Origin of the sequence: Bradyrhizobium sp. STM 3561 (assembly GCF_045571455.1) — a bacterium.
GTDB lineage: Bacteria > Pseudomonadota > Alphaproteobacteria > Rhizobiales > Xanthobacteraceae > Bradyrhizobium > Bradyrhizobium vignae.
On sequence record NZ_CP120695.1, the window covers coordinates 5352275 to 5375803 of the forward strand.

Sequence of the window (23529 nt, forward strand, 5' to 3'; positions counted from 1 at the left end):
GTCATTGACTTCGGCAACTCCCGTCAATGCTGTGACGACCCACGGCAAACCGCCAATTCCTTTCTGGAATGCGTTCGATAAATTCCTCGACTACGTCGTCGTGACCCGTGCTAACCGCCCGGAACGAGCAGGCGGGCGGAAGGATTCGTCCCGGCAGGAGTGATCTCTATGCTGATGACGAAGGAGAGATGGCCGGCAATACGGACCCTGCGCAGCTGGGCCATTTTGGCGCTGAGAGACGCCGGTGCCATCCGCCAAATGCGAGGAGCACGCTTGGATGCAGGACCGGGCCGCCCCCTCACGTCCGAGACCGCGCATTCCAGATCGCCCGTGAGGCGCCGCCGCCGCGCGTCTCGCCGGCCGCCGCCGCAGCCGCAGCCGCAATTACTGAGGTCTTAGACTCGATCGGGGACACCTGCCACGATTGTCCACCGGACTAGCCTTGATCTAAAGGAGCCTCAGCTTCGTGTCGCTGGACCGCATAGCGCCCGCTACTTGCCCGGAGCGACTAGGAAGCGGTTGTAGCATGTGGTGTACGGACCAAACATCTCGGGCAGATCACGCGATGGTGCTCCAGAGCGCAAGACCCAGAAGATGCCATTGAGGACACGACGGTCGTTAGCCCGAGGAACGCCACGCGGCTTGTTCGGCAGCATGGGCTTGATTGCAATCCATTCATAATCGGCGAGTTCGTAGCGCATGGTTCGAGCCTCCAGTTTGGAAGCTTAAATTATAGGAGTCTCGCCAGACGCAACGCTTCCAGGCAGGCCCCGGTTGGACGCTTACGGGGTAGAAGCGGACATCAGCCAGCCGACAATCTCCGCTGAAACCATCGAAAATGGTGGAGTCGAGATGTGGCGCGGTGGCTTTAGGCTGCACATATCTGTTGCCGCCCCTTTCGTCTGGCGGTGCCTTAGTGGTGTAGCCGTGACTCCGTTTCCACATCCCGCTCGTCGAACCGGACAGGCAGATCTTCCGCATCCGGCTCTCGGACAAGGCCTCACGCCTTCGCCCACGGCACGTCGCGCCCAAGTGCGGTGAGACGTACGAGCCCGAAGTGCCCGTAAAGGTGCGAGAGTGGATAGGTCCCGCCCTTGCGTCGCCTGACCTTGTGTTTGATGCGCAACCACCGGCGCAACCGCACAGCGGTGTAGTTGTCGATCGCCCGATACGCCTTGGTGACGGTGCCTACATTGAAGTAGTTCGCCCATCCGCGCAGCGTGCGGTTCAACTTCGCCACCAACTCTGTGGTGTCTTGCCACGTCCCCGTTCGGTCCGTCAGCGCATGGATTTGCTCAACCATACGCTTGATGCTTTTCTTCGATGGCCGGTACCCCAGGCGCGCCTGGCCGGTTCTCGCTGAGTACATCCGTCCGAACGAGTATCCCAGGAAGTCGAACTCCTCTTCCGGCACCTTGCAGATTCGTGTCTTGTCCTCGTTGACCGTCAGCTTCAGCTTGCCCATGATCTCGTGCAGTCGCGACAAGGCCTCTTCGGCTTTGCCCCGCCGGCATAGGATCACGAGATCGTCGGCATAGGTCACGATGCGAGTGCCGAGGCTTCGCTCGAGACCGAGCATCTTCCATCCCAGCACAAACCGGCGCATGTACAGGTTAGCCAGCAGTGGCGAGATGGGTGAACCTTGCGGGATGCCGCGCCGGTTGTCCCGGGCTTCGGTCGTGCGTGTCTTCCTTCCTTGATCGTCGGTTTCTTCCACAGGGCATTCCAGCCACATCTTGATCAGATGCAGCACGCGCCGATCCACGATCCGGCGCGCCACCGACTTGAGAAGTTCGGCATGCGGAATGCTCCCGAAGTAGTCCGCGAGGTCGGCGTCGACGACTTCCGGGTGACCACGGAACAGCAGCCCTTCCACCTCGACCACCGCCTGTTGAGCATTTCGCCTAGGACGGTACGCGTACTGTTCGGGTGGAAGGTCGGCTTCGAAGATCGGTTCCAGCACCAGCATCGCTGCCGTCATGCAGACCCGATCGCGCAAGGTTGAGATGCCCAATGGCCTGAGTTTGCCATTGGCCTTCGGGATGTACACTCTTCTGATAGGGTCCGGTCGATACGTCTCCTGCCTGAGCGCAAGCGCCAGTTCGCCAAGCCACCGCTGCACCCCATACGCTTCAATGTCCGCGAAGTCCTGACCATCCACCCCCGGTGCGCCCTTGTTGGAGCGGCATTGGGCATAGGCATGGGCCAAGATGTCTTCCCGGCTGATCTTGTCGTACAGGGCATAAAAGCGGTAGCCGGCTTCTGCCTTCGCTTTCGCGTGCAACGCCGTCTGCAGTTTCTGAACACTCTTCGGAGTTGATAGGTTGCCCAATCCCCAGGTCCCTCACTACGTCTTGCGTTCGTCTTGAACTGAGGTCCCTTCCCTCCCCCGGCGTTACCCGGCTTCAGCGGTATTACGAACCTCTCCGCATCCCCACGGCGCCCGGCCTGTCCCTCGCGGGCGTCCGGTTGATCATCCCTGACCACGTCGTAGGGCCTCCCGTGTTGCGTACGCTTTCCTTGTGTACATGCTGTCGCCACTACCCCGGCGCAGCGGCTGGGCGTACTACTTCGCTCAATCCCCCAGCCGTATCAGCCTTCCCCGAAAGGGTCGTCGGGTCGGCCTGCGCATCGTCCTTTTCGAGGCTTGCTCGGCGTTCACTCGCGTTACGGCCTGCACACTCGCGCTGTCACCAATTCGTGACACGCTAATCGAAGGCTTCAGCCACTTCGTTACCTCCATGACTGCTCCGATTGCTTCCGGCTGGAGCGTTTGCCGGGTGGGACTTGCACCCACTGGAAAGCGCCGCCTTTTCACGGCGCACACCCATTACGGAACTTCAGGCAACAATTCCCTCCGGAACGGCGGGGACTACCGTTCACGACGTGGGGGGCTGCGAAGACGAGTGCAATTTTGCGTTTACAGTCTCACGCCATTGGCAGGGTAAATTGAAGGGCTGTACCCGGGCCGGCCGAACGAGAGGCCCATATTCGTCCCCCATGAGCTTCGACGATCGATCGGCAGATCGATAATCCCATGCCCATGCCACCGGGCTTGGTGGTGTAGAATGCGTCGAACAGGCGGTCAAAACTCTCCGGCTTCAGTCCCGGGCCCGAATCCCGCACGGCGACGAGCACCCCGCCCGACGCATCTTTTCCGGTGCTGATTAGCAACTCTCGCGCCCCTTCACTGACCTCGCTCATCGCTTCGACGGCGTTGATGATCAAGTTGAGGATCACTTGTTGCAGTTGGACTCGATCTCCTTGAATGAGCGGCAAGCCCTCCGCGAGTTGTGTCTGCACCGAGACGCCGTTCTTTAAAATTTCGCCCCGGGTCAAGGCAATGACCTCAAGGATTGCTCCGTTGATCTCCAAGGTATCCTTCAGTGGGGGCGCCTTCTTGATTAGGGCACGGATCCGGCCTATGACGTCGGTGGCTCGGTTGCCTGCCTTGACGGTGTTGCCGAGCGCCTCCCGGGCCCGCTCCAGATTTGGCGGCTGGGCATTTAGCCAGCGCAAGGCAGCTCCGGCATTGGTAACTGTCGCCGCGATTGGCTGCATGACTTCATGGGCAATCGAGGCCGACAGCTCTCCCATCGTTGCGACGCGATTGACGTGCGCGAGCTGCGTCTGCGCCTCACGCAACGCTTCCGACGCTAACATCAGCTGGTTGGTCCGTTCTACGACACGTTGTTCGAGTTCCTCATTGAGCCCCTTGATTTCGGCCTTGGCTCGCTTGAGCGCGGCGGTTTCGACAATGTCCCAATTCCCGTGTCGCCTTGCGAGGACAAACTGGTGTGTACGCACCACATCCAGGATTTCATGAGCTCCGCACGTCGCAAGCGGGTACGTGCACAGCAGGGCGAGGCTCTGATTGCCGATAACCTCGTTGAGACCATCTTCATAGTCGCAAAAGTGTCGCCAGAAGTCCTTCTTTGATAGCCAGGTGGTATCCGCGCTCGCTCTCATGCCGGCGTACCCTTTCGCCGATACGCGAGCAAACTTCTCATACAAAGCGTCTGTCACTCTCTTGCCATCAAACGTCCCGCCCTGGAGAAACCAATCGCTTGCCGACCCAATTTCCATCCTGGAGTCCGCCAGGTGGCGACCCAGGTCAGGCACCGCGGCTTTCAAAGCAGCTGTGGCTTCTTCGATCGTAAAAGGCGCGGCAACAACCCACAGGCAGTACTCCTCCCTTCCCAAACCCGACTTGAAGAATTCGATCAATGTGTCGAGGAGATCCTCTCTCGTCTCATAAAAGAGGCAAAAGTGGGCACCCCAGGCCACCATGTCGCCAACGACGTCGATACCGGCCTTCCGCATCTCTGTTGTCATTGGGGGCACCTCCAATTTCCAACGTTCTTGTTGCGCAGAACCAAAGTTCTACTGCGGCCGCAGCAGCAGTAGCGATTGGCGTTTTGATCATAATGGTGCTCTAGGTCCGAGCGGCCGAGAAGATAAACGGACTTCTTACTAAGAATTTCCTCCTCGGGATCGATAGCTGCCAAAAAAGATTTTTTTGCTGCGGCACGTCAGTGATGCTGACAGCTTATCCATCGTCTGAGACGCATCGTGGACTTTGCCAGGGCGCATTCTCGTCGGCTAAGGTCGTGGGTTGCTCATCGCCGCATCCACCAATGATCGATTAAGGACCGCGGCCGGATCAGTATCAATCCGTGCGAGCGGGGCGGCAGGCTTTATGAGAGTGGTGACCGACTAGAAAAGGTATGGGGCGAGAACGCTATCCAACAAATGATCGAGACCGCGTCTGGTCCGATGCAATGATGTTGGCGCTCTGGACCGGTCAACGCGAGGGTGATCTTCTGAAGCTGAAATGGTCCGATTACGACGGCCAATACATTCGCCTAGTCCAATCCAAAACCATCCGCCACGGCAAGAGGAGCAAAGCCAAGCGCGTCACTATTCCAGTCAGCAGACCGCTCAAGACGTATCTCGACTCAAGCAAGAAGCGAGGCATCTACATCTTGATGAACACCCGCGATCAGCCTTGGACCGAAGACGGATTCCGCTCGTCCTGGGGCAAAGCCTTTGACACCGCCGGCATCAACGAGGATCTAAAGTGTTGCGTCGCGTGATCAAAGCACCGGGCAAGCGCCCGATTTGCATTCGAAGGGCCCATCAAACGTAAAACTTGAACGGCAACTTCGGTTCGCCAGTTTGTGGCGCGCCGAGGATCACATCGCCCACAGCATCTGCAAACCGTATGGTAACCGGTAGCCTGTCGTTGTGGAGACAGGAATTGAAGTTGATCTTTGTTAAACCCATGACGTCCGAAAGCACCTGCTCAAGGGGGCAGGTTCCTTTTTGCACCCGGACAATCAGTGGATTGGGTGTCTCGGGTCCAATGTAGGTGTCGAGACGCGGCACGTATCCAGAAGTCCATAGGAACGCTTCGTTGTCTTGATAGACCAACGCTGTCCCTCGCAGCACAGGATATTTTGCCGGGCGGAACAGCTTTAGGCTATCGCGTCCGTCAGCTATCTGCACCCCAACGACGCTCGTCTCCGGCGGAGCGCTCGCCAAGAAGCCTCTCCATTCTTCATCCTGGAAAGATGACTTAGCATGGATGAACAGTTGCGTTGGTGCTTTGCCTTCGTGCTTGTCTCGATATTCACGAATAACGACTTCCAGAAGCGCTTTAGCGGCTGGCGCATCCAAATGAAATTGCTTCGAATCTGCTCGGAACCACGGCCCCAATGCCCCGCGGAAGACGACGCCTTCGCCACTAGCCAAAAACATTTGTGCCGCGCAGCACGCGAAACCATCATCACCGGTAGGGTCAAGCCTCTTATAAGCCAGGCCCACGTAGCAAACGCCCGGGCGGACGTTCGCAAGCTGCCACTGACCTGCCCCTGCGTATTTCCTCCAGATGGAGTTAGAGTCCGGCCCGAAGAAGGACGGACAGATGAAGCGAGCAAGGTTCACGGAAGAGCAGATTATCGCACTTGGCGTTGCCGGTGACAGGCGAAAATCATTCCGCGACGTGAAGCACTACAAGCGTCGCAAGTGCTGGCTCAGGTGACGCGGAGCGTTCGGCTCCGCTCGTCGGGAATGCATGTAACCCAGCGTCGGCCAACAGCCTCAAGGAAAGGATTTCGTGGCCACGAAGTGTGAACTGGGCCAGGTGCAGCCGCTGACCGCTTGTCGGAATGGCTGTCCCGAGGGTACCCAAGCCATTGAAAAGCTTGGTGGGCGCACCAGGGCTCGAACCTGGGCCCCGCTGATTAAGAGACGTATGATTTCCGAGTAAAATCAATGGCTATTCCGACAATGGCGTCTTGAAACCTGCATTGACCCCCAAGGTTTTGTCCTTGTCGGAATGGCCCGCTTCTCGGCGAAGAGCAGGTCGTCACTTCGTCACTGACTCGCGTGAAGCATCTGCAACTCCGCGATGCGATTGTCGGCGCGACGAAGCCGCCGACAAAGCTCGCGGTTGACGTTCTGCATCACCATCACATACGCGTAGATATCGGCCTTGTAGTACGCGTAAAGTTGTCGAGCCGTGAGCTCGTACAGCAGAGTTTGGCTCTGCGCGACGATGGTCGCTGACCGGTTCTGCATTTCGATAAGCGTCATTTCGCCAAAAAAGTCGCCAGGCCCGAGGCTCGCCATGCGAATTATGCGCCCCGAGCGCCCGATCTTGCTCACCAGGAGCTCGCCGGACTGAACAACGAACATTGAGCGGCCCGGCTCTCCTTCCGCCACGACAGTGTCACCGACGTCGAAGCTGCGCTCGACCAGCATTGAGACCAAGAGATCGCAACTCGCGTCTGAGAGACCACCGAAGAACGGTGTGGCAAGCAAAAACGCTTTCAGATCGGGCGAGCTGACAGCCATTGACAAAATATACTCCCGCGACCAGCGGTGGCAAGCCGCCGAGACGTCGACGCTGCTGCCGCAGGCAGCAGGACGAGCGCGGTGATCCAACCTCGGGAACTTGTCATGATCGGGCATTTGCATCGCAAAGATCTGTCGGGTCACCGCCCTCACCCAGCAACTTCGGGCCGATCGAAAGACAGTCAGGGCCTACATCGCCGGAAGCTTGCCGCCCAGTTTACAAAAAGCACCAAGGTGTTCTCGAGGTGCTCGGCTACTTACTGGTCGACCTGGGCGCGCTTTTCTCCGATCTGCAAGTGGTCCTTCGCGCTCATCTCCGCACGTCGAGATCGCCTACCGCGCGGGCGCTTCCTTCCCCCCGGTCAAAGGCGAGCTCGAATGGAAGCCAATATGCCTGTCGTCGTGTCGATGACGGTTACGGCCTGCTCAATCTTGCCTTGCCCCAACGGATATTTGGAACACCGCTCGGAGATCTGAACTAATCGTTTTCTTTCGCCGGTCAGGATCGTGCTGCTCTTGTCGACGGCAAACTTGACGATGTCCCGCATCGGACTCTTGTCGCCGAAGTCGGTCAGATCCTTCTCCATGGTGATCAGATACTCGTAGCTTGCGAGTTCGTCGGAGATTTGCAGAAGTTCCCGGACAGTCGAGTTGACACACTCGGCGTCGCCGCTGGAAACATCAGGGCGCTTCGCGGTTGCGACAAGGTCGTTCATGAGGTTGGCAAAGAGTGGCTTAAGGCTCTCCGCCTGCCGGAAATCGCTCTCGGACAGGACGCCCGCACCGCACACACCGGGTAAGACCAAGGCAAGCCCCAAGCCGGCGGCCAGCATCTTTCGACGCGCTCGCGCTGGGAACGAAAACAACGTGGTGCCCATCAGCCCGTGCATTTCAGCCGCTCTCCCTGCTCGCCCCTTATTGTTGGACGGTCGATCTTGTGCAAAGATCAGCCATCGTCGACTTCAGTTCACACTTGCTTTGCGTGCAGACATGTCGGCGTCTGAACCGCTCCCAAAGCCGGAGCATAAGAGCATGACCGACCGGCCGCAACGGGCGTTTCGCGCCGCGGCCCTTGACCGGGCTGCGTCTCCCGAGCAGCTCGATCATCTCGTTGTTATCACCAAGCCCGCTGACTGGATTCTGACCCTCGTGCTCTGCATTGCGCTCGGGGCGGCCGTGCTGTGGGGCATCTTCGGGCGCGTGCCCACTCGCGTCTCAGGCGAAGGTATCCTCATTGGCAGTGGCGGTAAGGTCGTCGACGCTGTATCCGCCGCTGCCGGACGGCTGCAGTCGGTCGCAGTTTCGGTCGGCGATCACGTCAAGAAGGACCAACCCATCGCTCAGATCGTTCAGACCGAGATCCAGCAAAAGCACAACGCAGCTACCGAGGTCTTTCATGAACGCGAGCGGGAGCACGCCGATCGGGTATCGAAAGCTGCAAGCGAGCTCGCCGCCAAGAGCCAGAACTTTGCAAAGCTTGAAATCGCCCTGCAACAGGTGATCAAGGCAACGAGCCAACGTATCGAGTATCTCACCGTCGACGTCAAAAACCTGGAGGATTTGCTGGCTAAGGGATACACGACGCGGCGCAATCTGGAAGAGCGACGTCAGGAGCTGACCGATGCGCAACAGCGCCGTACTGACGCCCAGAACGAAATCTTAAAGCTGCGGTCGCAGAAGACGGATCTGGAAACGGAGCGCGGGCGCGAAATTCAGCAGTCCGAGTTTGCGCTCAACGAGGCCCGGCGGCAAATGAATGCCGCCGCCGAACAGCTGAGCCAGAACACCCAGGTGATCAGCCCGATGGACGGGCGGGTTTTGGAAGTGAAGATTTCGTCCGGTTCGGTGCTAGCCGTCGGTACACCGGTTATTGCGATCGAAAGCGAAGGCACCAAGCTCCAAGCCGTCGTCTATGTTTCTGCCGAACGGGGCAAACAGATCAAGCCTGGCATGCAGGTGCAACTGGAGCCGAGCACGGTGAAGCGCGAGGAATTTGGTATGATGCTAGGCCAGGTGGTCAGCATCTCTGATTTCCCGATGACGCCGCAAGGCATGGGTGCGCTGCTGCATAACGAAAGCCTGGTTTCACGCTTCTCGCGCGACGGTGCGCCTTACGCCGCGATGGTTGCACTCGATGAAGATACCTCCACTGCAACCGGATATAGATGGGCCGTTGGCGAGGGGCCGAACATTCATCTCACCAGCGGAACGTTGGCGCGGGCCGAGATCACAACACGCCGCCGGCGCCCGATCGATCTGGTGATACCCCTGCTCAAGCACCTCACGGGAATTGATGGATAAGCCCTCTCCAAACCAGCCAACCAGCGAGCGCGGCCGACCAAAATCTTACGTCAGCCGCATGGCGAGCTGGTTGCCGCAGCAACGCATCCGGCGGACACCCATCCTACTGCAGATGGAAGCCGTCGAATGCGGAGCGGCAGCGCTCGGCATTATCCTCGGCTATCACGGCGCGTGGATCCCGTTGGAGCAGCTTCGTATCGCATGCGGCGTATCGCGCGACGGCAGCAAGGCGAGCAACATCATCAGGGCGGCGCGCCGATACGGGCTGGCGGCGAAGGGCTACAGCGTCGAACCTCCGGCGCTCGCCGAGATTCCAACCCCGTGCATCATTCACTGGAATTTCAACCATTTCGTAGTCCTGGAAGGAATTGACAAGAAGCACGCCTATATAAACGACCCCGCGAGCGGACGTCGGCGGATCGATCTGGTCGAGCTTGACCTCGCCTTCACCGGGGTCGTTCTGGTGTTTGAACGGGACGAAAGGTTCGAGAAAGTTGGCAGCAAACCGAAGGGAATAAACCTGCTCATACGGGAGCTGCGCCACTCAAAGCAGGCGGTGGCCCTGCTAGTTGTGGTCAGCATCGCCGCGGTCCTGCCCAATATTGTTGCCGCGGGATTCTCAAAAATCTTTGTCGATGAAATTTTAATTCAGCACACGCCCAACTGGCTTGTGCCGCTCCTGATCGGCATGGCGCTGACGGCGACCCTGCGGGCCGTCCTGACGATCATACGTCAATCGCTGCTATTGCGGCTGCAGACCAAGCTCGCAGTCGTGATGACCAGCCGTTTTCTCTGGCGCCTCATGATGCTGCCGCTGGAATTCTTCACCCAACGCCACGCGGGCGACATTGCGGGTCGTATTGCAGCCAACGAACAGATCGCCCGTCTGCTTTCAAGCGGCATTGCAGCTAATGCGCTCAGCCTGATGTCGGTGGTCTTGTTCGCCGCAGCCATGGCCGTCTACGACGTCAGCCTGACCGCTCTTTGCGTCGCAATCTCTTTGATAAATGTTCTTCTCCTGCGGCTTGTCGCTTCACGCCGCCAGGAACTGAGCTATCGGCTGGCGCTCGATCAGGGAAAGCTGCTCGGAGCAACCGTGAGCATGGTGCGGACTATCGAAACCATCAAAGCAAGTGGGTTGGAAGACGACGCCTTCGGCCGGTGGGCCGGTCTTCAAGCTAAAAACCTCAACGCCGAACAGAGGATCGGCGCCTCCGCCATCATATTGGACATGGTCCCGACCTTGCTCACGGGTCTCATGATCGCAGCGATTCTTGGTGTCGGAGGCTTGCGGGTCATTCAGGGCTCCCTGACACTGGGAAGCCTCGTAGCCTTCCAATCTCTAGCACTGAGTTTCTCCGAGCCTTTCGTCAACCTCGTGAATTATTTCGGTGGACTGCAAACCATCAAGGGAGCACTCGAACGGCTCGAGGATGTCTACCGATACCCGCTAGCGCCGCAACCACCGACACATTCGAGTGCCCTGCCGCCGAAGCTTACCGGCCGGCTCGAACTTCACAACATCAGCTTCGGCTATTCGGTGCTCGAACCGCCGCTTTTGGCCGATCTTTCGCTGGTGATACCTGCCGGTTCACGCGTGGCACTCGTTGGCATGTCGGGCAGCGGAAAATCAACCCTCGGCAAACTCATCTGCGGACTGTACAAACCCTGGTCGGGCGAGATTCGTTTTGATGGATGTAGGCTGACGGATATCCCTGCGGACATTTTTGCGAACTCCGTCGCCTATGTCGACCAGGACGTCTTTCTGTTCGAGGGAACGGCGCGAGACAATTTGACGCTCTGGGATTCGACAACCGATGAGCGTCACCTCCTGACGGCGGCCAAGGACGCGCTGATTCATCAAGACCTTGCGACGAGACCAGGCAATTATGACTGCCACGTAAACGAGGGCGGCACGAACTTCAGCGGCGGTCAGCGTCAGCGCATCGAAATCGCCCGAGCTCTGGTTTGTAATCCCTCGATCCTTGTCTTGGATGAAGCGACGGCTGCACTTGACCCGATTACGGAAAAATCCATCGACGACAACCTGCGGCGCCGGGGCTGCAGCTGTATCATCATCGCCCACCGCTTGAGCACGATACGCGATTGCGACGAAATCGTCGTGCTTGAACGCGGTCGCATCGTTGAGCGTGGCACGCATGAAGAGCTTCTTGCGCTTCAGGCCTCCTATGCCAAACTGGTGGCGCGCGAATGACGGATCGATTTGTCAGCGAGAATTTCGTTGGGCAACAACGCGAGGCCCCGATCGGTCTGCCGCACCGGACTTCGCTCGATGCGCGTCGCCCAATGCTTCTCAGCGACCATGAACACGTTCTTCAAGTGGCAGCTGGTCACGTCGATTTGTTTGCAGTTCGGCCGACAGGCACGCGCCAGCATTTGTTTCGTGTCGAAAACGGCGGATGCATTCTGGACCTGCACAATGCCTGCGAAACCTCGGGCAGCCGACTGCAAATCATCGCTGTCGGCCCGCCTGGGAATGCAGTTTTGGAGGTGCCGCGCAGCGCAGCGTCATTTGGCTCTGTGTCTAGCTGGATCGCCCAATTGGCGGCGTTCATGGTCCGCTCGGCGGCAAACGAAGCCATCTCCGAGTTGCTGAGCGGCGAGGCGATTGAACTGCACCCAGGCGATCGACGTCGTGGTCCGATGCGGGACCTCGTGTGGGCACACCTCGACACCGGGACCGCAAAGGTCATGGACCTCGGCTCGAGCTTCGCTCCCGGGCAGCCTCCCTTCCCTTTGACCGCCGGGATGTGGGTGGAAGCTGGCGAGCATGGGTGCAAATTGCGTCTCGACCCGAACCCGCCAGATACCCTGGTTCTCTGGCCCGCCATTGACCGATTGCAGATTGCATTCATTTCCCATCTTGAGCGCAGCCTGGCAGAGGGCCTCATTCGAGAGCGGGAACGCCTGGTCCGCCGCGACGAACTCACTGTGTCGCAAACGCTCGACTCGTTTGAGCGGCTCGCCGATGTCGTGGTCAAGAAAGCCGATCGCGCGCAATCCGAATGGGATCCGGCAGACCCGCTGCTTTGCAGTTGCCGGGTTGTCGGAGAAGAACTGGGAATACCGGTTGCACTTTCGCAGCGCGCTCAACCCACAAGACAGGCCTTCAGCGACATTCTGGAGATCGCTCGCACAGCCCAGTTGCGGATCCGCCGTGTGCTTCTGCGCGATGTCTGGTGGACGACCGATGCTGGACCGCTCCTCGGTTGGCACGGAGCCGAACGCAGTCCAGTGGCTCTGGTGCGCAAGCGGGTGAACACTTACACGATGTTCGACCCAAAGAGTGGAACTCGCCGCTTCGTCGATCGCTCCGTTGCCGGTGAGCTCAAGCCAGAGGCCATCACCTTCTATCCGGCGTTGCCGTCCCGCCCGCTCCAATATCGCGATTTGCTTGCCTTCGCGATGCGAGGCGTCTCCGACAGCATCGCGCGCATCGCGTTGGCCGTTATGGTAATCGGCCTACTGTCGCTGATGCCGCCACTGATCACCAATGTCTTGGTGAATTCGGTTATCCCGCGAACCGAGATCGACCAACTCGTTGTTTGTGCGCTTGCGCTGACGGTCACCGCTGTGGCGATCGCCAGCCTACAGGTGATGCAAGGACGGGTCACGTTAAGGCTCGAAGGTCTGCTCGACTACAAGCTTCAGGCCGCGCTGATCGACCGACTGCTCCGCCTACCAACCTCCCTGTTTCGCGAATATACCAGCGGCGATTTGGTCGATCGCGCCATGGGCATCGACGCCACGCGCCGGATCTTCACCGGACGTGTGCTGGGCGGCTTTACGGCCTCGTTCTTTTGTCTCTTCAGCATTGGGCTGATGCTCTACTATGACCTCCGACTGGGCAGCATTGCACTGCTGCTCACTATGGTTAGAGCGGCTGCAATTCTAGCCGCGAGCGCCGTGCGACTCTATTACGAAACCAAGCATTTCAACCTGCAAGGCAAGGCCAGCGGCTTTGTCCTGCAATTGATTGCAGGAGTAGGCAAGCTTCGCGTGGCCGGCGCAACATCGCGCGCGCTGGCGCGCTGGTCGCAACAATTTGCCGTACAGAGGCGGTATTTCATCGCATCGCAGCAAGCGGCCAACGCGCTGAGCACCTTTGACACCGCTTTTCCGATGCTGGCGACGTTGACCATCTTTGCGCTTGCCTCCTACACAAACAGTCATATCCTACTCGACCTCGGCGCATTTCTCGGCTTTCTGGCAGCCTTCGGACAGACAACGGCCGCGATCGGCAGTTGGGCCTCGAGCGTCAGCGAGTCCCTGGTGGCCATTCCTCACCTCAGCCGCCTGAAGCCCGTGATTTCCACTCCTGCCGAGATCTCCGAAGAACGCCGATCGCCCGGGGAACTCTCCGGGGAGATTGAACTTTCCGGCATCGTCTTCCGCTATATGAAGGGCGGGCCGAAGGTCCTGGATGACGTCAGCCTAAGCATTGCGACGGGTGACTACGTCGCGATCGTCGGTCCCTCGGGCAGCGGGAAATCGTCGCTCTTTCGTTTGCTGCTCGGTTTTGAGCGGGCGGAAGCCGGCACGGTGTTTTACGATGGCAAGGCCCTCAACACGCTCGACATCAGCGCCGTGCGCCGGCAGCTTGGCGTAGTGCTGCAAGATACCAAGCTCGCAACCGGAAGCCTTTACGACAACATTTGCGGCGGCGTTGATTTGCCGCTGGAGAAGGCCTGGGAAGCCGCCCGCCTGGCCGCGCTGGATGCCGACATCGCGCAGATGCCGATGGGCATGCATACGCTGGTTGCGGAAGGCGTGACTACGCTATCAGGCGGTCAGCGGCAGCGACTATTGATCGCCCGCGCTCTTGCGCGCTCACCACGGATTCTTCTGTTTGATGAGGCAACCAGCGCACTCGACAACCAAACCCAAAGCATCGTCGGCACCTCGCTGGAACGCTTGAGCATTACGAGGATTGTGATTGCGCATCGCCTCAGCACCGTGCGCAATGCGGATCGTATTGTCATGCTTTTGCGCGGCAAGGTGGTGCAAGCGGGAAGCTACGCGGAGCTCATGAACGAGCCGGGGCCGTTTGCGGATTTTGCCAAGCGGCAGTTGCTCGAATCGGCTCAACGCTAGCCTAACGGCGGCGGAGACGATAATCCGGACGCATCGCTGGGCCGGGTCATTCCCTGTGGATGAGGATCTCTCGGCCGGTGGACACGAGTACGCTCGTTGGGCATCGACACCGTGTCGCGACCTCTTCCCGCAGTTCATTGCGCGAGGATGCTTGTGTCCATGAGAGTTCTCGATTGAAATGAGTCCCGCACACCCCGGAAGCAACCAAGGAGTGTGCGGGTATTAGTGACTTAGCCGATCGAGCTGGTATTCCCCTGCGCGAGCAGCTGGGTGACGGCAGCCGCACCACCGGCACCGAAGACGCTGGAGCCGCCCTGAGCCACACCGACCTGCGTGGCAGAGTTCGTCTGCGCAACGATGTTGTTGGACAGATTGCTCAGGTCGAAGAACCCGCCAGCCACGGCGTCGAGTTCCATGTCGATCAGTTCACACGCTTCAATCATGACTTCCCTCCTCTGGTATCTGTGACTTAGCCGATCGAACTGGTGTTCGACTGAGCGAGCAGCTGCGTGACGGCAGCGGCACCACCGGCACCGAAGACGCTGGAGCCGCCCTGAGCCACACCGACCTGCGTCGCAGTGTTCGCCTGCGCGACGATGTTGTTGGACAGATTGCTCAGGTCGAAGAACCCGCCAGACACGGCGTCGAGTTCCATGTCGATCAGTTCACACGCTTCAATCATGACTTCCCTCCTCTGGTATCTGTGACTTAGCCGATCGAACTGGTGTTCGACTGCGCGAGCAGCTGCGTGACGGCAGCGGCACCACCGGCGCCGAAGACGCTGGAGCCGCCCTGAGCCACACCGACCTGCGTCGCAGTGTTCGCCTGCGCGACGATGTTGTTGGACAGATTGCTCAGGTCGAAGAACCCTCCAGACACGGCGTCGAGTTCCATATCGATCAGTTCACACGCTTCAATCATGACTTCCCTCTTGTTGCTGTGATAGACATCTGGCTCAAAGCAAACCAGCGCCTCACTGCCCGTGTTCTTACCGGAGGATTGTTTTTCTATCTGTGAGAAGAATCACGCACGACCCACAGTTCGCAGTCTGCCTTGGCTTGAGATGCTTCTTGCTATCCGACCATGGAGCTGCGGAAATGGACTACTCGGTCATCGTGCTCTGACTAGCCGCTGGACTTAGCTTGTTAGTCCGCAACAGCTTCGGTTCGCGATTGGCTTCGCAACCCGGCACCACGCGTCCCGGAGTTAGGCCAATCATGCGGTGGAAGAGTCGCGTGACGTTTGATTGCTGAAGCTGCACTCCTCCGACACATCTGTGAGCGGTAGTGGGCTATCACGCAGCTTTGAATGGCGCGTTGGGCTGCTCCACGAATCGCCTGGTGCAGCGTCGCTCCCAGCGAGCACCGGAAGCCGCGGCGAGAAATAACACCACTCATAGGCCGCCTCCCGCACCAGCTCTTTAGACGACACACCACCGAAGTTGACGAGACGAATTTGCCTTGAGTGTCGTACCTGCCATGGCGCGACCATCCGAACCAGTCTCGACACTGGCCGCATGCCTTCATGGGTCTGAGCGATTCACCCCGACGTGAGCCTGACGCACTCGAGAAGCCACCCCTCAGCTAAATCGGGGCATGCCTGAAGGCGGACAGCACCAAACTCCCGAGGTTGGCAATGCTGATTGCGTTATCGCCTTCTCACCCTCAACATTCAGGGCGGCGCATCGGCGATCGCGTCGAGCGCTGCCCGCGGCAGATAGAGTCTTCTTTCAGAACGGAGAGAATTCTCACACGGGCGGTCGCCGGCCATTACCTGGCTATTCGCGACGCGGAAGCCTAAAGCGATGAGTAAAGCAGCTTCCTGCTGAATCGAGCCACTCATGTCCTACCAGCAGCGATCAATCGGATAGGTACAGCGTATTCATGTTCTTCCCGCCGCCGTTGCAGCGCGAGTCCGCGGGCTTCTATGCCGCGCCTCCAGGCCAAGCGTAGTCAGGCTTGGATTCCCAGGCACCCTACCAGCCGAGTACTCACCCGAGTGGCCTTGGGTTATGAAAACTGTCGCGACTTGACGCGTCGGCCCCAACATTCTTCCACAGGATGGCTATGAATCGCCCGTTTTGTCACGTGCGCCACTCGCGTTCAGCACTGGCGGCCGATCGCGTGATTGTTTTGGCCGCACCATCATGCGAAGCTTTCTCCGCTCGTCGCTCGTAGTCGTCGGCGAGAGCCTTGAGCTGGGCGGCAATCGTTCGGTCAGTCATGGTTTTGACAGCGCGGAGCAAGCTCTGTGCTATTTGTCGGTATTCCCTGCCTCGTTGTGAAATCTGGGAAGCCATTAAGCCCTCGCTCGGATCTCTGGCGCCTGGTCTAAAGTGAGAAGCCAGCATAGCCAGTTTCCATCACTCGCCTGGCGAACTCTGTAGCGATTGACGCACTTCTTGGAGCATAAAGGGGTGCGCCACCAATAGTGGCGGACGAGTCCAAACTTGCGGTCACAAACCGCGCATCGTGTGGCTCTGCCAGATCCACCGCTCTCGTTATCAGGGCCGCTTGTGTCCATGAGAGTTCTCGATTGAAATGAGTACCCGCACACCCCCGGAAGCAACCAAGGGAGTGTGCGGGTATTGGTGACTTAGCCTATCGAGCTGGTATTCCCCTGCGCGAGCAGCTGGGTGACGGCAGCGGCACCACCCGCACCGAAGACACTGGAGCCGCCCTGAGCCACGCCAACCTGCGTCGCAGAGTTCGCCTGCGCGACGATGTTGTTGGACAAATTGCTCAGGTCGAAGATCCCTCCAGACACGGCGTCGAGTTCCATATCGATCAGTTCGTACGCTTTAATCATGACGTTCCCTCCTCAGTTATGTTTGACTTAGCCGATTGAGCTGGTGTTCGCCTGGGCAAGCAGCTGCGTGACGGCAGCGGCACCACCGGCACCGAAGACGCTGGAGCCGCCCTGAGCGACACCAACCTGCGTCGCAGTGTTCGCCTGCGCGACGATGTTGTTAGACAAATTGCTAAAATCGAAGAACCCACCAGACACCGCGTCGAGTTCCAGATCGATCAGCTCACACGCTTCCATCATGACTTCCCTCCTCAGGGGTTGCTGTGAACGGCATCTGGCTCAAAGCAAACCAGCGCCTCACTGCTCGTGTTCTTACCGGAGGGTTGTTTTTCTATCTGTGAGAAGAATCACGCACGACTCACAGTGGCCACCGCCGCTGTACTTGCTCGGTTGTGACTGCCGGCGCGGGACATCGATCTATAGAGATCGTTATCCTCTCAGACTGACGTGGACAATTTCTGCGAACCTATCGGACAGGACGAGTCATGTCGTATCGTACATAGCTATCGACGTCGTCAGCTTCGGCGGTCAGGCAATCTGACTTGATACGAACCTGCCCGCAGCGACTGATTGTACGTCCCGCCGTACGGTGTGCCAGCACTCAACTCTGCGAACGCGGTTTGGCGGATCCGATCTTTACTGAGATCTACCGGGTCGCGAGCAGTCGTCCCGCTCTCCGCGCTGTCACAGCTGTCTTGCTCGTTCCGCGCTGCGGCCCAATAGAGGGTTCAATCAAGTTGCTAACAACCGATTCCTTGGGTGTTCACACCCACGGAAAGGTTTTTGGAGAAAGAATGTACGACGATAGCGCGCCGATCTGATCGAACGCCGTGCAGATGTCGACTCGCGAAGCGCTGCCGCGCGGCAACCGCGTGGCCTTAGGACATCAAGGCGGACATTGACTCCGGTGCCAAGCCACCGGTTCTATGAGTTCATGGCCCGACGATACCTTGGCAGATTGTTGGTTGGCGTTCGCAAACGATCTCCGAACCGATTTCTCAATGGTTCATTGGGTGGTCGGCTCTTGGAGGGCTGACCATGTCGGCGTGGAGAGACAAGCTCGAATGCTGGCTAAAGCCATTTCCCGGATCAGCAGGTCATAAGACCTGGCAGGGGATGTGTCGAATTAAGTTGCGGGATTGACCGGCCCTGGTGGCTAAAGGCGTTCAACCGATGGAGGAACACTTTGCAGCGGGCACTGTACAATGATTTAAGTTGTACCCCCACACTCCCGGGAGCAGCCGGGAGTGTGCGGGCATTCAAGACTTAGCCGATCGAGCTGACGTTCGCCTGAGCGAGCAGCTGTGTGAGGTTTGCGTTGCCGCCATTGCCGAAGACGCTGAAGCCGCCGACGGCAACACCGACCTGCGTAGCAATCTGCGGCTGTACGACGATATTGCCGGACAAGTTGCTCACGTCGAATAGCCCTCCACCAGATACGGATTCGAGTTCCATATCGACCAGTTCACGCACTTCATTCATGAATCCCTCCTCAGGGTTGCGGGGTGAACAACATCCAGCTCAAAGCAAGCCAGTGCCTCACTATGCGTGTTGATACTGAAGGATGGTTTTTCTATCTGTGACAGAAATCACGGCTCGCCCCGCGGCAGTCAGCTTTGGCTACGATATGGCCCGCCGGACCCACGCTGTTTGCTCCCACGGCGGTTCCGATTCATATGGCCTGGACTCTCGCATGTCTCAAGCGAATCTGGCTGTCTCAGGCACGACGCGTAAGGATCTAGCGCCGAGCCAAACGCCCATTTTGCGCAACAAGCTGATCGAGCGCGAGTGAGACGGCCGCGAGCTCGCCATAGGGCGAAGCGTTCCACGACATTCCGGGTTCGGTAGAGGTATGGGAAAAAACCAGCCTGGCCTCGCGATTGCTGTTCGGCCGGACGTTGGGCCTAGCCGCCACACCTGATTGCGAGGTCTTTGATCTAAATCGGCGTTGCAGCCACGGTCGACAACAAATGTTGACCCAGCCCTGAGGTGAGACAGCAGCTTCCCGACAAGCTGATCCTCTTGGGCGCTACTGCGAACTGGATCGGCAACTACCGCATGAACCCTGTGCGCGCTTGGGCGGTGACGCGATCGGAATAGACACGAACTGGCGCCTCGCAGAATGAGAAACAGGTACGCTCGTCGGGCATCGACACCGTGTCGATACTCTTCGAGCGCCCTGAGTCACGGCGACCGTATCCATGAGAGTTCTCGATTGAATTCGTAACCGAACACCATCGGGAGCGGGCAAGCAGTGTTCGGGATCCGCCATTTAGTGGATAGCGCTGAAGTTCAGCTGACCGAGCTGCTGCGTGACACTGGCGTTATTGCCGATAGCCACGCCAATCTGCACGGCAATGTTTTGCTCTATGACGATATTGCCGAATTGGCCGATATTGCCGATGTTACCGAAGCTGAAGAGCCCGTGATGTCCATGATGATGCCCGTGATGCCCGCCGCTCACGGTGTCGAGTTCAGTATCGATCAGTTCACGCATTCCACTCATGTTCCCTCCTCAGGGTTTGCAATGAACAACATGTGGCTCGAACCATACGGGAGGTTGACTTTTCGATCTGTGACGGAAATCACGCGGCGGCCACGGCAACGCGCCCATGGGCATCGCGAAGGTAGCCAAGCAAATGGCCGCTGCGTGACTCAGGGGAGGCGGAGGAGGCAATTCTCTCGATGTGAGCGGCGTCACGGAAGAAGCGGGTCGATCTCTTCATGCTCCGGTTCACGGCTGTATTGATTGGGCCCCAAACGAGAGGCAGCGAGGAACACCGATGAACCTGAACCAGTTATTTAGTTCTATCCTCTTCGCCATCGGAGCGCTGTGCTTTGTGGCGTTTATGACCACCCTGAAGCCCCCGCTTTATCACTCAGAGTTGGCGGTGGGTTCGATCTATGGCCGCGGGGTAACGACCTAGACTAGCCGATCAATAAAGAATGCTCGTACGGCCCTCTGTGGGTCAATGGCGGGGCAATTCGGTCCCGCCACCATTCTAGACAGACCTCCCAGCCTCCTCGCTGCATCGCGTTTGCAAGCACTGCAAGATGATGCCGCGCTCCGTTGCAATCTCTGCCGGCATGCGCCCGCTTCCAGCGACGCCGCCCGAGCCAAACCCGACGTACGATCGACGGCTGCCGCGGAGGTTTCGGCCGCTGACAGAGCGGGCACGGCTGACACCAGCCATTGGCCTAACGCCGACGTTGGATCCATACCTTGCCGGTTGATATGTGGCGTGCCCGACCACGGCCCGCGGGGCCACCAAACCGCGCAATGTGCGGGTGATCACGGACAATCTGCTCTGCGGCCTAGTATGACTCCGACATGCAGGGTCGGGCTTGCTGACCCAAATATTGGAAAGGAGGCGTACATGACTCAGGTCTATTTCCATTGCTCGAACACCAAGGGCGTACTGATGGATCGTCGCGGTACGTTCGTATCCGACCTAATCGAAGCGTGTGAGGAGGCTACTCGCAGGGTGCGCTCTCTGGTCGCAGCTGCCAACCTGGAAGATTGGCGTCAGTGGGCTCTGCATGTCAGCGATGAGGCCGGCGACGAGATTTTCGTTCTGCCGTTCGCATTCGTGCTCGGCAATCCGCACTGAGAGAGTGCTATGCTGCCAGAGCTACAATCATTGATACTTCTTCGTCAGGGGGTGAATGCGGTCACGACGGCAACCATCCGGTGTGCCTTCGCCGGAGCGATATTCGCCCAAAGGCACTTCCGTCACAGCCCGGACACGATCTCTAGAACAGCCTGCGGCTCCAACGGCACAATTGGGAAAGACCACGTAAAGCTCTTGCCTCGCGGAATCGTGCACTCCTCTCCAATGGAGTTTGCGGATGAGGCGGAGCGGCCAAGCCAGTCGCGCCCGCAGCGTGTGTTGGCGCGGTCGCCGGTATCATAGTGGTCGCAGACAGTCGCGCAGCGAGCAGCAGCACTTAGGATAGGAATCGTTGCGCTCTAAAGTCGCGTACGATCAGCCGCCTCGATCTCAACCGCTTTGCCGATCAGGAGATTGATCGGAACGTCTTGTCCACTGCCGCAGGTCAGCTGCCCCGAACCTGATGATCCGGATGCGACAATGCGGCATCGATCCTCGTCCATGATCAATACGCCTTCCAGCCGCCTGGAGGACACTTTCAGCTGCAAACGAGCCTGCTTTTGCTCTACGCCATTGACGCTGCACAGGCCGACGTGGCGCAGCGTGATCGTCCCTGAATATTCAGTACCTGGACTCGTAACCGTTTTCCCGAGATTACCCGTTATTTCCCATTCGTGCAGATAGCCGATTTGCCCGCTGGCAGAGTAGGACTGCGCCCGAGCGGCAGGGGCTGCAGCAAACAACACCAGTATTGCTCCGACGATCGCGCGCATCGTTTCCGTCCGCCGCATGATTACGGCAACTCCCGCAGAACGCGAAATCCGTTGGCATAGTAGCGCACGTCAACGTCGTAGCGAAATCGCGCCGAAGATCGGACGTCGCTGGCCTTGCTGAGGAAGTTGCCGCCGCGCAGCACCCGCAGGCGGCAGTCGCCCGACGTCCAGGGCAACGCGTCCTTGGGCGCATTGCGATAGGAATCATTCCAGCAATCCTCGACCCATTCCGCAGCATTGCCAGAAGTGTCGTAGAGCCCAAATCCATTTGGCCGAAAGGAGCCCGTTGGCACGACCTGCTGCTTGATTGGACTTCCGCACCCGTCGCACTGCGCATGACCCGCGCCGGCCTCTTTGCCCCACCAGAATGCCGTTCTGGTCCCCGCGCGCGCGGCATACTCCCACTCCGCTTCGCTGGGCAGACGGTATTTCTGTCCGGTCTTCTGCGACAGCCAGGCGACGTACAGCTTGGTATCTTCCCAGCTGACGTTGATGACTGGACGGTCACCGCGACCCCAGCCGTGATCCTCGGGACGCACTTTGCAGGCGCCAGCATCGGCACACGAGTCCCACTCCGCGAACGTCACCTCGCGGCGCCCGATCGCGAAGGGCTTGCGAATGCTGATCAGGTGCTCAGGCTTCTCATAGGGCGTGTCATTGGATCCCATCACAAAGTCTGCCGGAGGCACAACCACGAGCTCAGGGCAATTATCGCAATCGCGAAACAACTCTCCAGGATCCAGACTGGCGCCCTGTTGTTGAGCCACTCTGGTGTCAGATGGCGCGGATGATTGGTCGCCAGACGGGCCGCTGCTTAGCCCTCGCTGGGCAATTGCCGTAGTACTTGCAAATAGTGCTGTGAGAAAAATCACAGACAAGACGGCGGATTTCATCTTGTGATCTCCGGTCGGCTCGAACGATCAGGAGTATGCACACGTCACATTCTATGCCGCATAGCATGCTTCATTCGGCTGCGACCGGCAAGGCGACAGTCGCCCCGCTCGATTGTGGTTTACATTGGCGAGCAAAGGGATATCGTTTCAGCCCCGTTCTGTTTGCCGGTGGGACGGGCCCATTATCGATAGTTGCAGCTATTTCAGATTCCCGCGGCTCTTGCGGTCCAGATTGTGGTCTATCCATTGGGAAGATTGCGATGATGCAACGTTTGCTCATAGCGGTTCTGGTTCCATTTATCGGCGGCTTGATGCACTGGCACGCCGCACAGGCTCAAGCCCAGACGGGCGGCCCAACGCCCTCGCCGCCCGGGGCGGCCGTCTATTTCATTGGCTTGAAGGACGGCGATACGGTGCCAACCAAGACCACTCTACACTTTGGCCTGCACGGCATGGGCGTTGCCCCGGCAGGTTCGGACCGCGCCAACAGTGGTCACCATCATTTGATCGTCGACTCGCCAACGCCCGCGCTGAATGCTGAAATTCCTAACGACTTCCAGCACCTCCATTTCGGGGCTGGACAGACCGAGGCAGAGATTTCGCTGACCCCCGGTGAGCACACTTTGCAGCTGGTGTTCGCCGACAAGAATCACGTCCCGCATTCGCCGCCGGTGGTCTCCGAGCGGATCAAGGTCAGGGTAGCTGACCAAACCGGCGCCGCGGTGGCGCAAGCACCCCCTGCGGTGGGTGGACGTCGTTCCGCGCCGAAGGACGCGAAGGTCTATTTCATCTATCCAAAGAACGGCTCCTATATTTCTCCGAACCCGGTTATCCGCTTCGGTTTGTTGAACATGGGCGTGGCGCCGGCGGGCTTCGACAAACCCAACACCGGACATCATCATTTGCTCGTGGATGCCGAGTTGCCTCCACTCGACCAACCAATCCCAAACGATTTCAACCACCTGCACTTCGGCGCTGGCCAGACTGAAGCGAAGATCACGCTCCCGATCGGCCAGCACAAGCTGCGCCTTCTGTTCGCCGACTATGCCCACGTGCCGCACGATCCAGCGGTGTTCTCCGATGTCATCAACGTCACCGTGACGGAGAACGGCCAGCCGCCGAAAAAGCGCAAGTACCGCCATCGTCCTTGGCGGAGTTACGGATATTGAT

The 23529-nt window shown here is 58.8% G+C and carries 21 protein-coding genes and 3 pseudogenes; 9 read left to right on the forward strand and 15 right to left on the reverse strand.

Features of this window, described 5'->3' with window-relative positions:
* Positions 1-168: 168 nt before the first annotated feature.
* Positions 169-440, forward strand: a pseudogene (locus P6U28_RS25335) (hypothetical protein).
* Positions 441-509: 69 nt separating this feature from the next.
* On the opposite strand, the pseudogene P6U28_RS25340 reads toward P6U28_RS25335, so the two are convergent.
* The 3 genes and pseudogenes from P6U28_RS25340 to P6U28_RS25350 form a co-directional block, all read right to left on the reverse strand.
* A pseudogene (locus P6U28_RS25340) lies at positions 510-701 on the reverse strand (transposase); the annotation flags it as partial.
* A 299-nt stretch (positions 702-1000) separates the two neighbouring features.
* On the reverse strand, positions 1001-2332 hold the full coding sequence (gene ltrA, locus P6U28_RS25345) for a group II intron reverse transcriptase/maturase (RefSeq protein ID WP_164937182.1): 1332 nt from the start codon (positions 2330-2332) through the stop codon (positions 1001-1003).
* Between the two features lie 596 nt (positions 2333-2928).
* Positions 2929-4335, reverse strand: coding sequence for an MEDS domain-containing protein (locus P6U28_RS25350; protein WP_407120185.1), 1407 nt, complete (start codon positions 4333-4335; stop codon positions 2929-2931).
* A gap of 392 nt (positions 4336-4727) precedes the next feature.
* Here P6U28_RS25350 and P6U28_RS25355 point away from each other — a divergent pair, with 392 nt between their 5' ends.
* On the forward strand, positions 4728-5096 hold the full coding sequence (locus tag P6U28_RS25355; protein ID WP_407120186.1) for a tyrosine-type recombinase/integrase: 369 nt from the start codon (positions 4728-4730) through the stop codon (positions 5094-5096).
* Positions 5097-5139: 43 nt separating this feature from the next.
* Here the strand turns inward: P6U28_RS25355 and P6U28_RS25360 are convergent, their stop codons facing one another.
* The 3 genes from P6U28_RS25360 to P6U28_RS25370 all read right to left on the reverse strand — a co-directional run bounded on the left by P6U28_RS25360 (position 5140) and on the right by P6U28_RS25370 (position 7748).
* Positions 5140-5826: a hypothetical protein gene (locus P6U28_RS25360; protein WP_208738573.1), complete on the reverse strand. Its 687-nt coding sequence runs from the start codon at positions 5824-5826 to the stop codon at positions 5140-5142.
* 552 nt (positions 5827-6378) lie between these two features.
* Entirely contained in the window at positions 6379-6858 is a 480-nt protein-coding gene (locus P6U28_RS25365; RefSeq protein WP_129146119.1) for a Crp/Fnr family transcriptional regulator, read from the reverse strand.
* 362 nt (positions 6859-7220) lie between these two features.
* On the reverse strand, positions 7221-7748 hold the full coding sequence (locus P6U28_RS25370) for a hypothetical protein (protein WP_245163261.1): 528 nt from the start codon (positions 7746-7748) through the stop codon (positions 7221-7223).
* A 142-nt stretch (positions 7749-7890) separates the two neighbouring features.
* On the opposite strand from P6U28_RS25370, the gene P6U28_RS25375 reads away from it, so the two are divergent.
* Genes P6U28_RS25375 through P6U28_RS25385 form a run of 3 tightly spaced genes read left to right on the forward strand, consistent with a single transcriptional unit; the run spans position 7891 to position 14274 of the window.
* Positions 7891-9159 carry an NHLP bacteriocin system secretion protein gene (locus P6U28_RS25375; RefSeq protein WP_129146099.1) on the forward strand — a complete coding sequence of 423 codons (1269 nt, stop codon included), beginning with the start codon at positions 7891-7893 and terminating at the stop codon, positions 9157-9159.
* Positions 9152-11374, forward strand: a complete 2223-nt coding sequence (locus P6U28_RS25380) for an NHLP family bacteriocin export ABC transporter peptidase/permease/ATPase subunit (protein ID WP_245163260.1) — start codon at positions 9152-9154, stop codon at positions 11372-11374. Before P6U28_RS25375 ends, P6U28_RS25380 begins: the two co-directional genes overlap by 8 nt.
* Complete coding sequence (locus tag P6U28_RS25385) at positions 11371-14274, forward strand: NHLP bacteriocin export ABC transporter permease/ATPase subunit (RefSeq protein ID WP_129146100.1); 2904 nt, start codon at positions 11371-11373, stop codon at positions 14272-14274. Before P6U28_RS25380 ends, P6U28_RS25385 begins: the two co-directional genes overlap by 4 nt.
* Positions 14275-14504: 230 nt before the next feature.
* Here P6U28_RS25385 and P6U28_RS25390 read toward each other — a convergent pair whose 3' ends face one another.
* The 5 genes from P6U28_RS25390 to P6U28_RS25410 form a co-directional block, all read right to left on the reverse strand.
* A complete protein-coding gene (locus tag P6U28_RS25390) occupies positions 14505-14717 on the reverse strand; it encodes a hypothetical protein (protein WP_129146101.1) in 213 nt (70 codons plus the stop codon).
* 26 nt (positions 14718-14743) lie between these two features.
* Positions 14744-14956: a hypothetical protein gene (locus P6U28_RS25395; RefSeq protein ID WP_129146102.1), complete on the reverse strand. Its 213-nt coding sequence runs from the start codon at positions 14954-14956 to the stop codon at positions 14744-14746.
* Positions 14957-14982: 26 nt separating this feature from the next.
* Positions 14983-15195: a hypothetical protein gene (locus P6U28_RS25400; protein ID WP_129146102.1), complete on the reverse strand. Its 213-nt coding sequence runs from the start codon at positions 15193-15195 to the stop codon at positions 14983-14985.
* A 1674-nt stretch (positions 15196-16869) separates the two neighbouring features.
* Positions 16870-17082, reverse strand: coding sequence for a hypothetical protein (locus P6U28_RS25405; protein ID WP_129146105.1), 213 nt, complete (start codon positions 17080-17082; stop codon positions 16870-16872).
* 27 nt (positions 17083-17109) lie between these two features.
* Positions 17110-17322 (reverse strand): hypothetical protein, encoded by a 213-nt coding sequence (locus tag P6U28_RS25410; RefSeq protein WP_129146106.1) that lies wholly within the window; start codon positions 17320-17322, stop codon positions 17110-17112.
* Positions 17323-18120: 798 nt separating this feature from the next.
* On the opposite strand from P6U28_RS25410, the pseudogene P6U28_RS25415 reads away from it, so the two are divergent.
* A pseudogene (locus P6U28_RS25415) lies at positions 18121-18264 on the forward strand (IS701 family transposase); the annotation flags it as partial.
* 84 nt (positions 18265-18348) lie between these two features.
* Here the strand turns inward: P6U28_RS25415 and P6U28_RS25420 are convergent.
* Together P6U28_RS25420 and P6U28_RS25425 are read right to left on the reverse strand one after the other, a co-directional pair.
* Positions 18349-18564: a hypothetical protein gene (locus P6U28_RS25420; RefSeq protein ID WP_209296633.1), complete on the reverse strand. Its 216-nt coding sequence runs from the start codon at positions 18562-18564 to the stop codon at positions 18349-18351.
* A gap of 790 nt (positions 18565-19354) precedes the next feature.
* Positions 19355-19579: a hypothetical protein gene (locus P6U28_RS25425; protein WP_129146108.1), complete on the reverse strand. Its 225-nt coding sequence runs from the start codon at positions 19577-19579 to the stop codon at positions 19355-19357.
* Positions 19580-19865: 286 nt separating this feature from the next.
* Between P6U28_RS25425 and P6U28_RS25430 the strand changes: the two genes are divergently transcribed.
* The gene (locus P6U28_RS25430; protein WP_164937249.1) at positions 19866-20009 is read left to right on the forward strand and encodes a hypothetical protein; all 144 of its coding nucleotides are present in this window, start codon (positions 19866-19868) and stop codon (positions 20007-20009) included.
* A gap of 450 nt (positions 20010-20459) precedes the next feature.
* Positions 20460-20693 carry a DUF6894 family protein gene (locus tag P6U28_RS25435; protein ID WP_129146109.1) on the forward strand — a complete coding sequence of 78 codons (234 nt, stop codon included), beginning with the start codon at positions 20460-20462 and terminating at the stop codon, positions 20691-20693.
* Positions 20694-21052: 359 nt separating this feature from the next.
* On the opposite strand, the gene P6U28_RS25440 is transcribed toward P6U28_RS25435, so the two are convergent.
* Both P6U28_RS25440 and P6U28_RS25445 read right to left on the reverse strand, forming a co-directional pair.
* Positions 21053-21466, reverse strand: a complete 414-nt coding sequence (locus P6U28_RS25440; RefSeq protein WP_129146110.1) for a hypothetical protein — start codon at positions 21464-21466, stop codon at positions 21053-21055.
* A gap of 20 nt (positions 21467-21486) precedes the next feature.
* The gene (locus P6U28_RS25445; protein WP_129146111.1) at positions 21487-22359 is read right to left on the reverse strand and encodes a formylglycine-generating enzyme family protein; all 873 of its coding nucleotides are present in this window, start codon (positions 22357-22359) and stop codon (positions 21487-21489) included.
* Positions 22360-22619: 260 nt separating this feature from the next.
* On the opposite strand from P6U28_RS25445, the gene P6U28_RS25450 reads away from it, so the two are divergent.
* Positions 22620-23528, forward strand: a complete 909-nt coding sequence (locus P6U28_RS25450) for a DUF4399 domain-containing protein (RefSeq protein WP_129146112.1) — start codon at positions 22620-22622, stop codon at positions 23526-23528.
* Position 23529 lies beyond the last annotated feature (1 nt).

Coding starts and splice junctions, on each gene's coding strand:
- P6U28_RS25355 (WP_407120186.1), top strand. CDS start 4,728: ATGGGGCGAGAACGCTATCCAACAAATGATCGAGACCGCGTCTGGTCC.
- P6U28_RS25430 (WP_164937249.1), top strand. CDS start 19,866: ATGAACCTGAACCAGTTATTTAGTTCTATCCTCTTCGCCATCGGAGCG.
- P6U28_RS25365 (WP_129146119.1), bottom strand. CDS start 6,858: ATGGCTGTCAGCTCGCCCGATCTGAAAGCGTTTTTGCTTGCCACACCG.
- P6U28_RS25385 (WP_129146100.1), top strand. CDS start 11,371: ATGACGGATCGATTTGTCAGCGAGAATTTCGTTGGGCAACAACGCGAG.
- P6U28_RS25380 (WP_245163260.1), top strand. CDS start 9,152: ATGGATAAGCCCTCTCCAAACCAGCCAACCAGCGAGCGCGGCCGACCA.
- P6U28_RS25435 (WP_129146109.1), top strand. CDS start 20,460: ATGACTCAGGTCTATTTCCATTGCTCGAACACCAAGGGCGTACTGATG.
- P6U28_RS25410 (WP_129146106.1), bottom strand. CDS start 17,322: ATGATGGAAGCGTGTGAGCTGATCGATCTGGAACTCGACGCGGTGTCT.
- P6U28_RS25450 (WP_129146112.1), top strand. CDS start 22,620: ATGATGCAACGTTTGCTCATAGCGGTTCTGGTTCCATTTATCGGCGGC.
- P6U28_RS25425 (WP_129146108.1), bottom strand. CDS start 19,579: ATGCGTGAACTGATCGATACTGAACTCGACACCGTGAGCGGCGGGCAT.
- P6U28_RS25440 (WP_129146110.1), bottom strand. CDS start 21,466: ATGCGCGCGATCGTCGGAGCAATACTGGTGTTGTTTGCTGCAGCCCCT.
- P6U28_RS25370 (WP_245163261.1), bottom strand. CDS start 7,748: ATGCACGGGCTGATGGGCACCACGTTGTTTTCGTTCCCAGCGCGAGCG.
- P6U28_RS25445 (WP_129146111.1), bottom strand. CDS start 22,359: ATGAAATCCGCCGTCTTGTCTGTGATTTTTCTCACAGCACTATTTGCA.
- P6U28_RS25405 (WP_129146105.1), bottom strand. CDS start 17,082: ATGATTAAAGCGTACGAACTGATCGATATGGAACTCGACGCCGTGTCT.
- P6U28_RS25395 (WP_129146102.1), bottom strand. CDS start 14,956: ATGATTGAAGCGTGTGAACTGATCGACATGGAACTCGACGCCGTGTCT.
- P6U28_RS25400 (WP_129146102.1), bottom strand. CDS start 15,195: ATGATTGAAGCGTGTGAACTGATCGATATGGAACTCGACGCCGTGTCT.
- P6U28_RS25390 (WP_129146101.1), bottom strand. CDS start 14,717: ATGATTGAAGCGTGTGAACTGATCGACATGGAACTCGACGCCGTGGCT.
- P6U28_RS25350 (WP_407120185.1), bottom strand. CDS start 4,335: ATGACAACAGAGATGCGGAAGGCCGGTATCGACGTCGTTGGCGACATG.
- P6U28_RS25375 (WP_129146099.1), top strand. CDS start 7,891: ATGACCGACCGGCCGCAACGGGCGTTTCGCGCCGCGGCCCTTGACCGG.
- P6U28_RS25420 (WP_209296633.1), bottom strand. CDS start 18,564: ATGAATGAAGTGCGTGAACTGGTCGATATGGAACTCGAATCCGTATCT.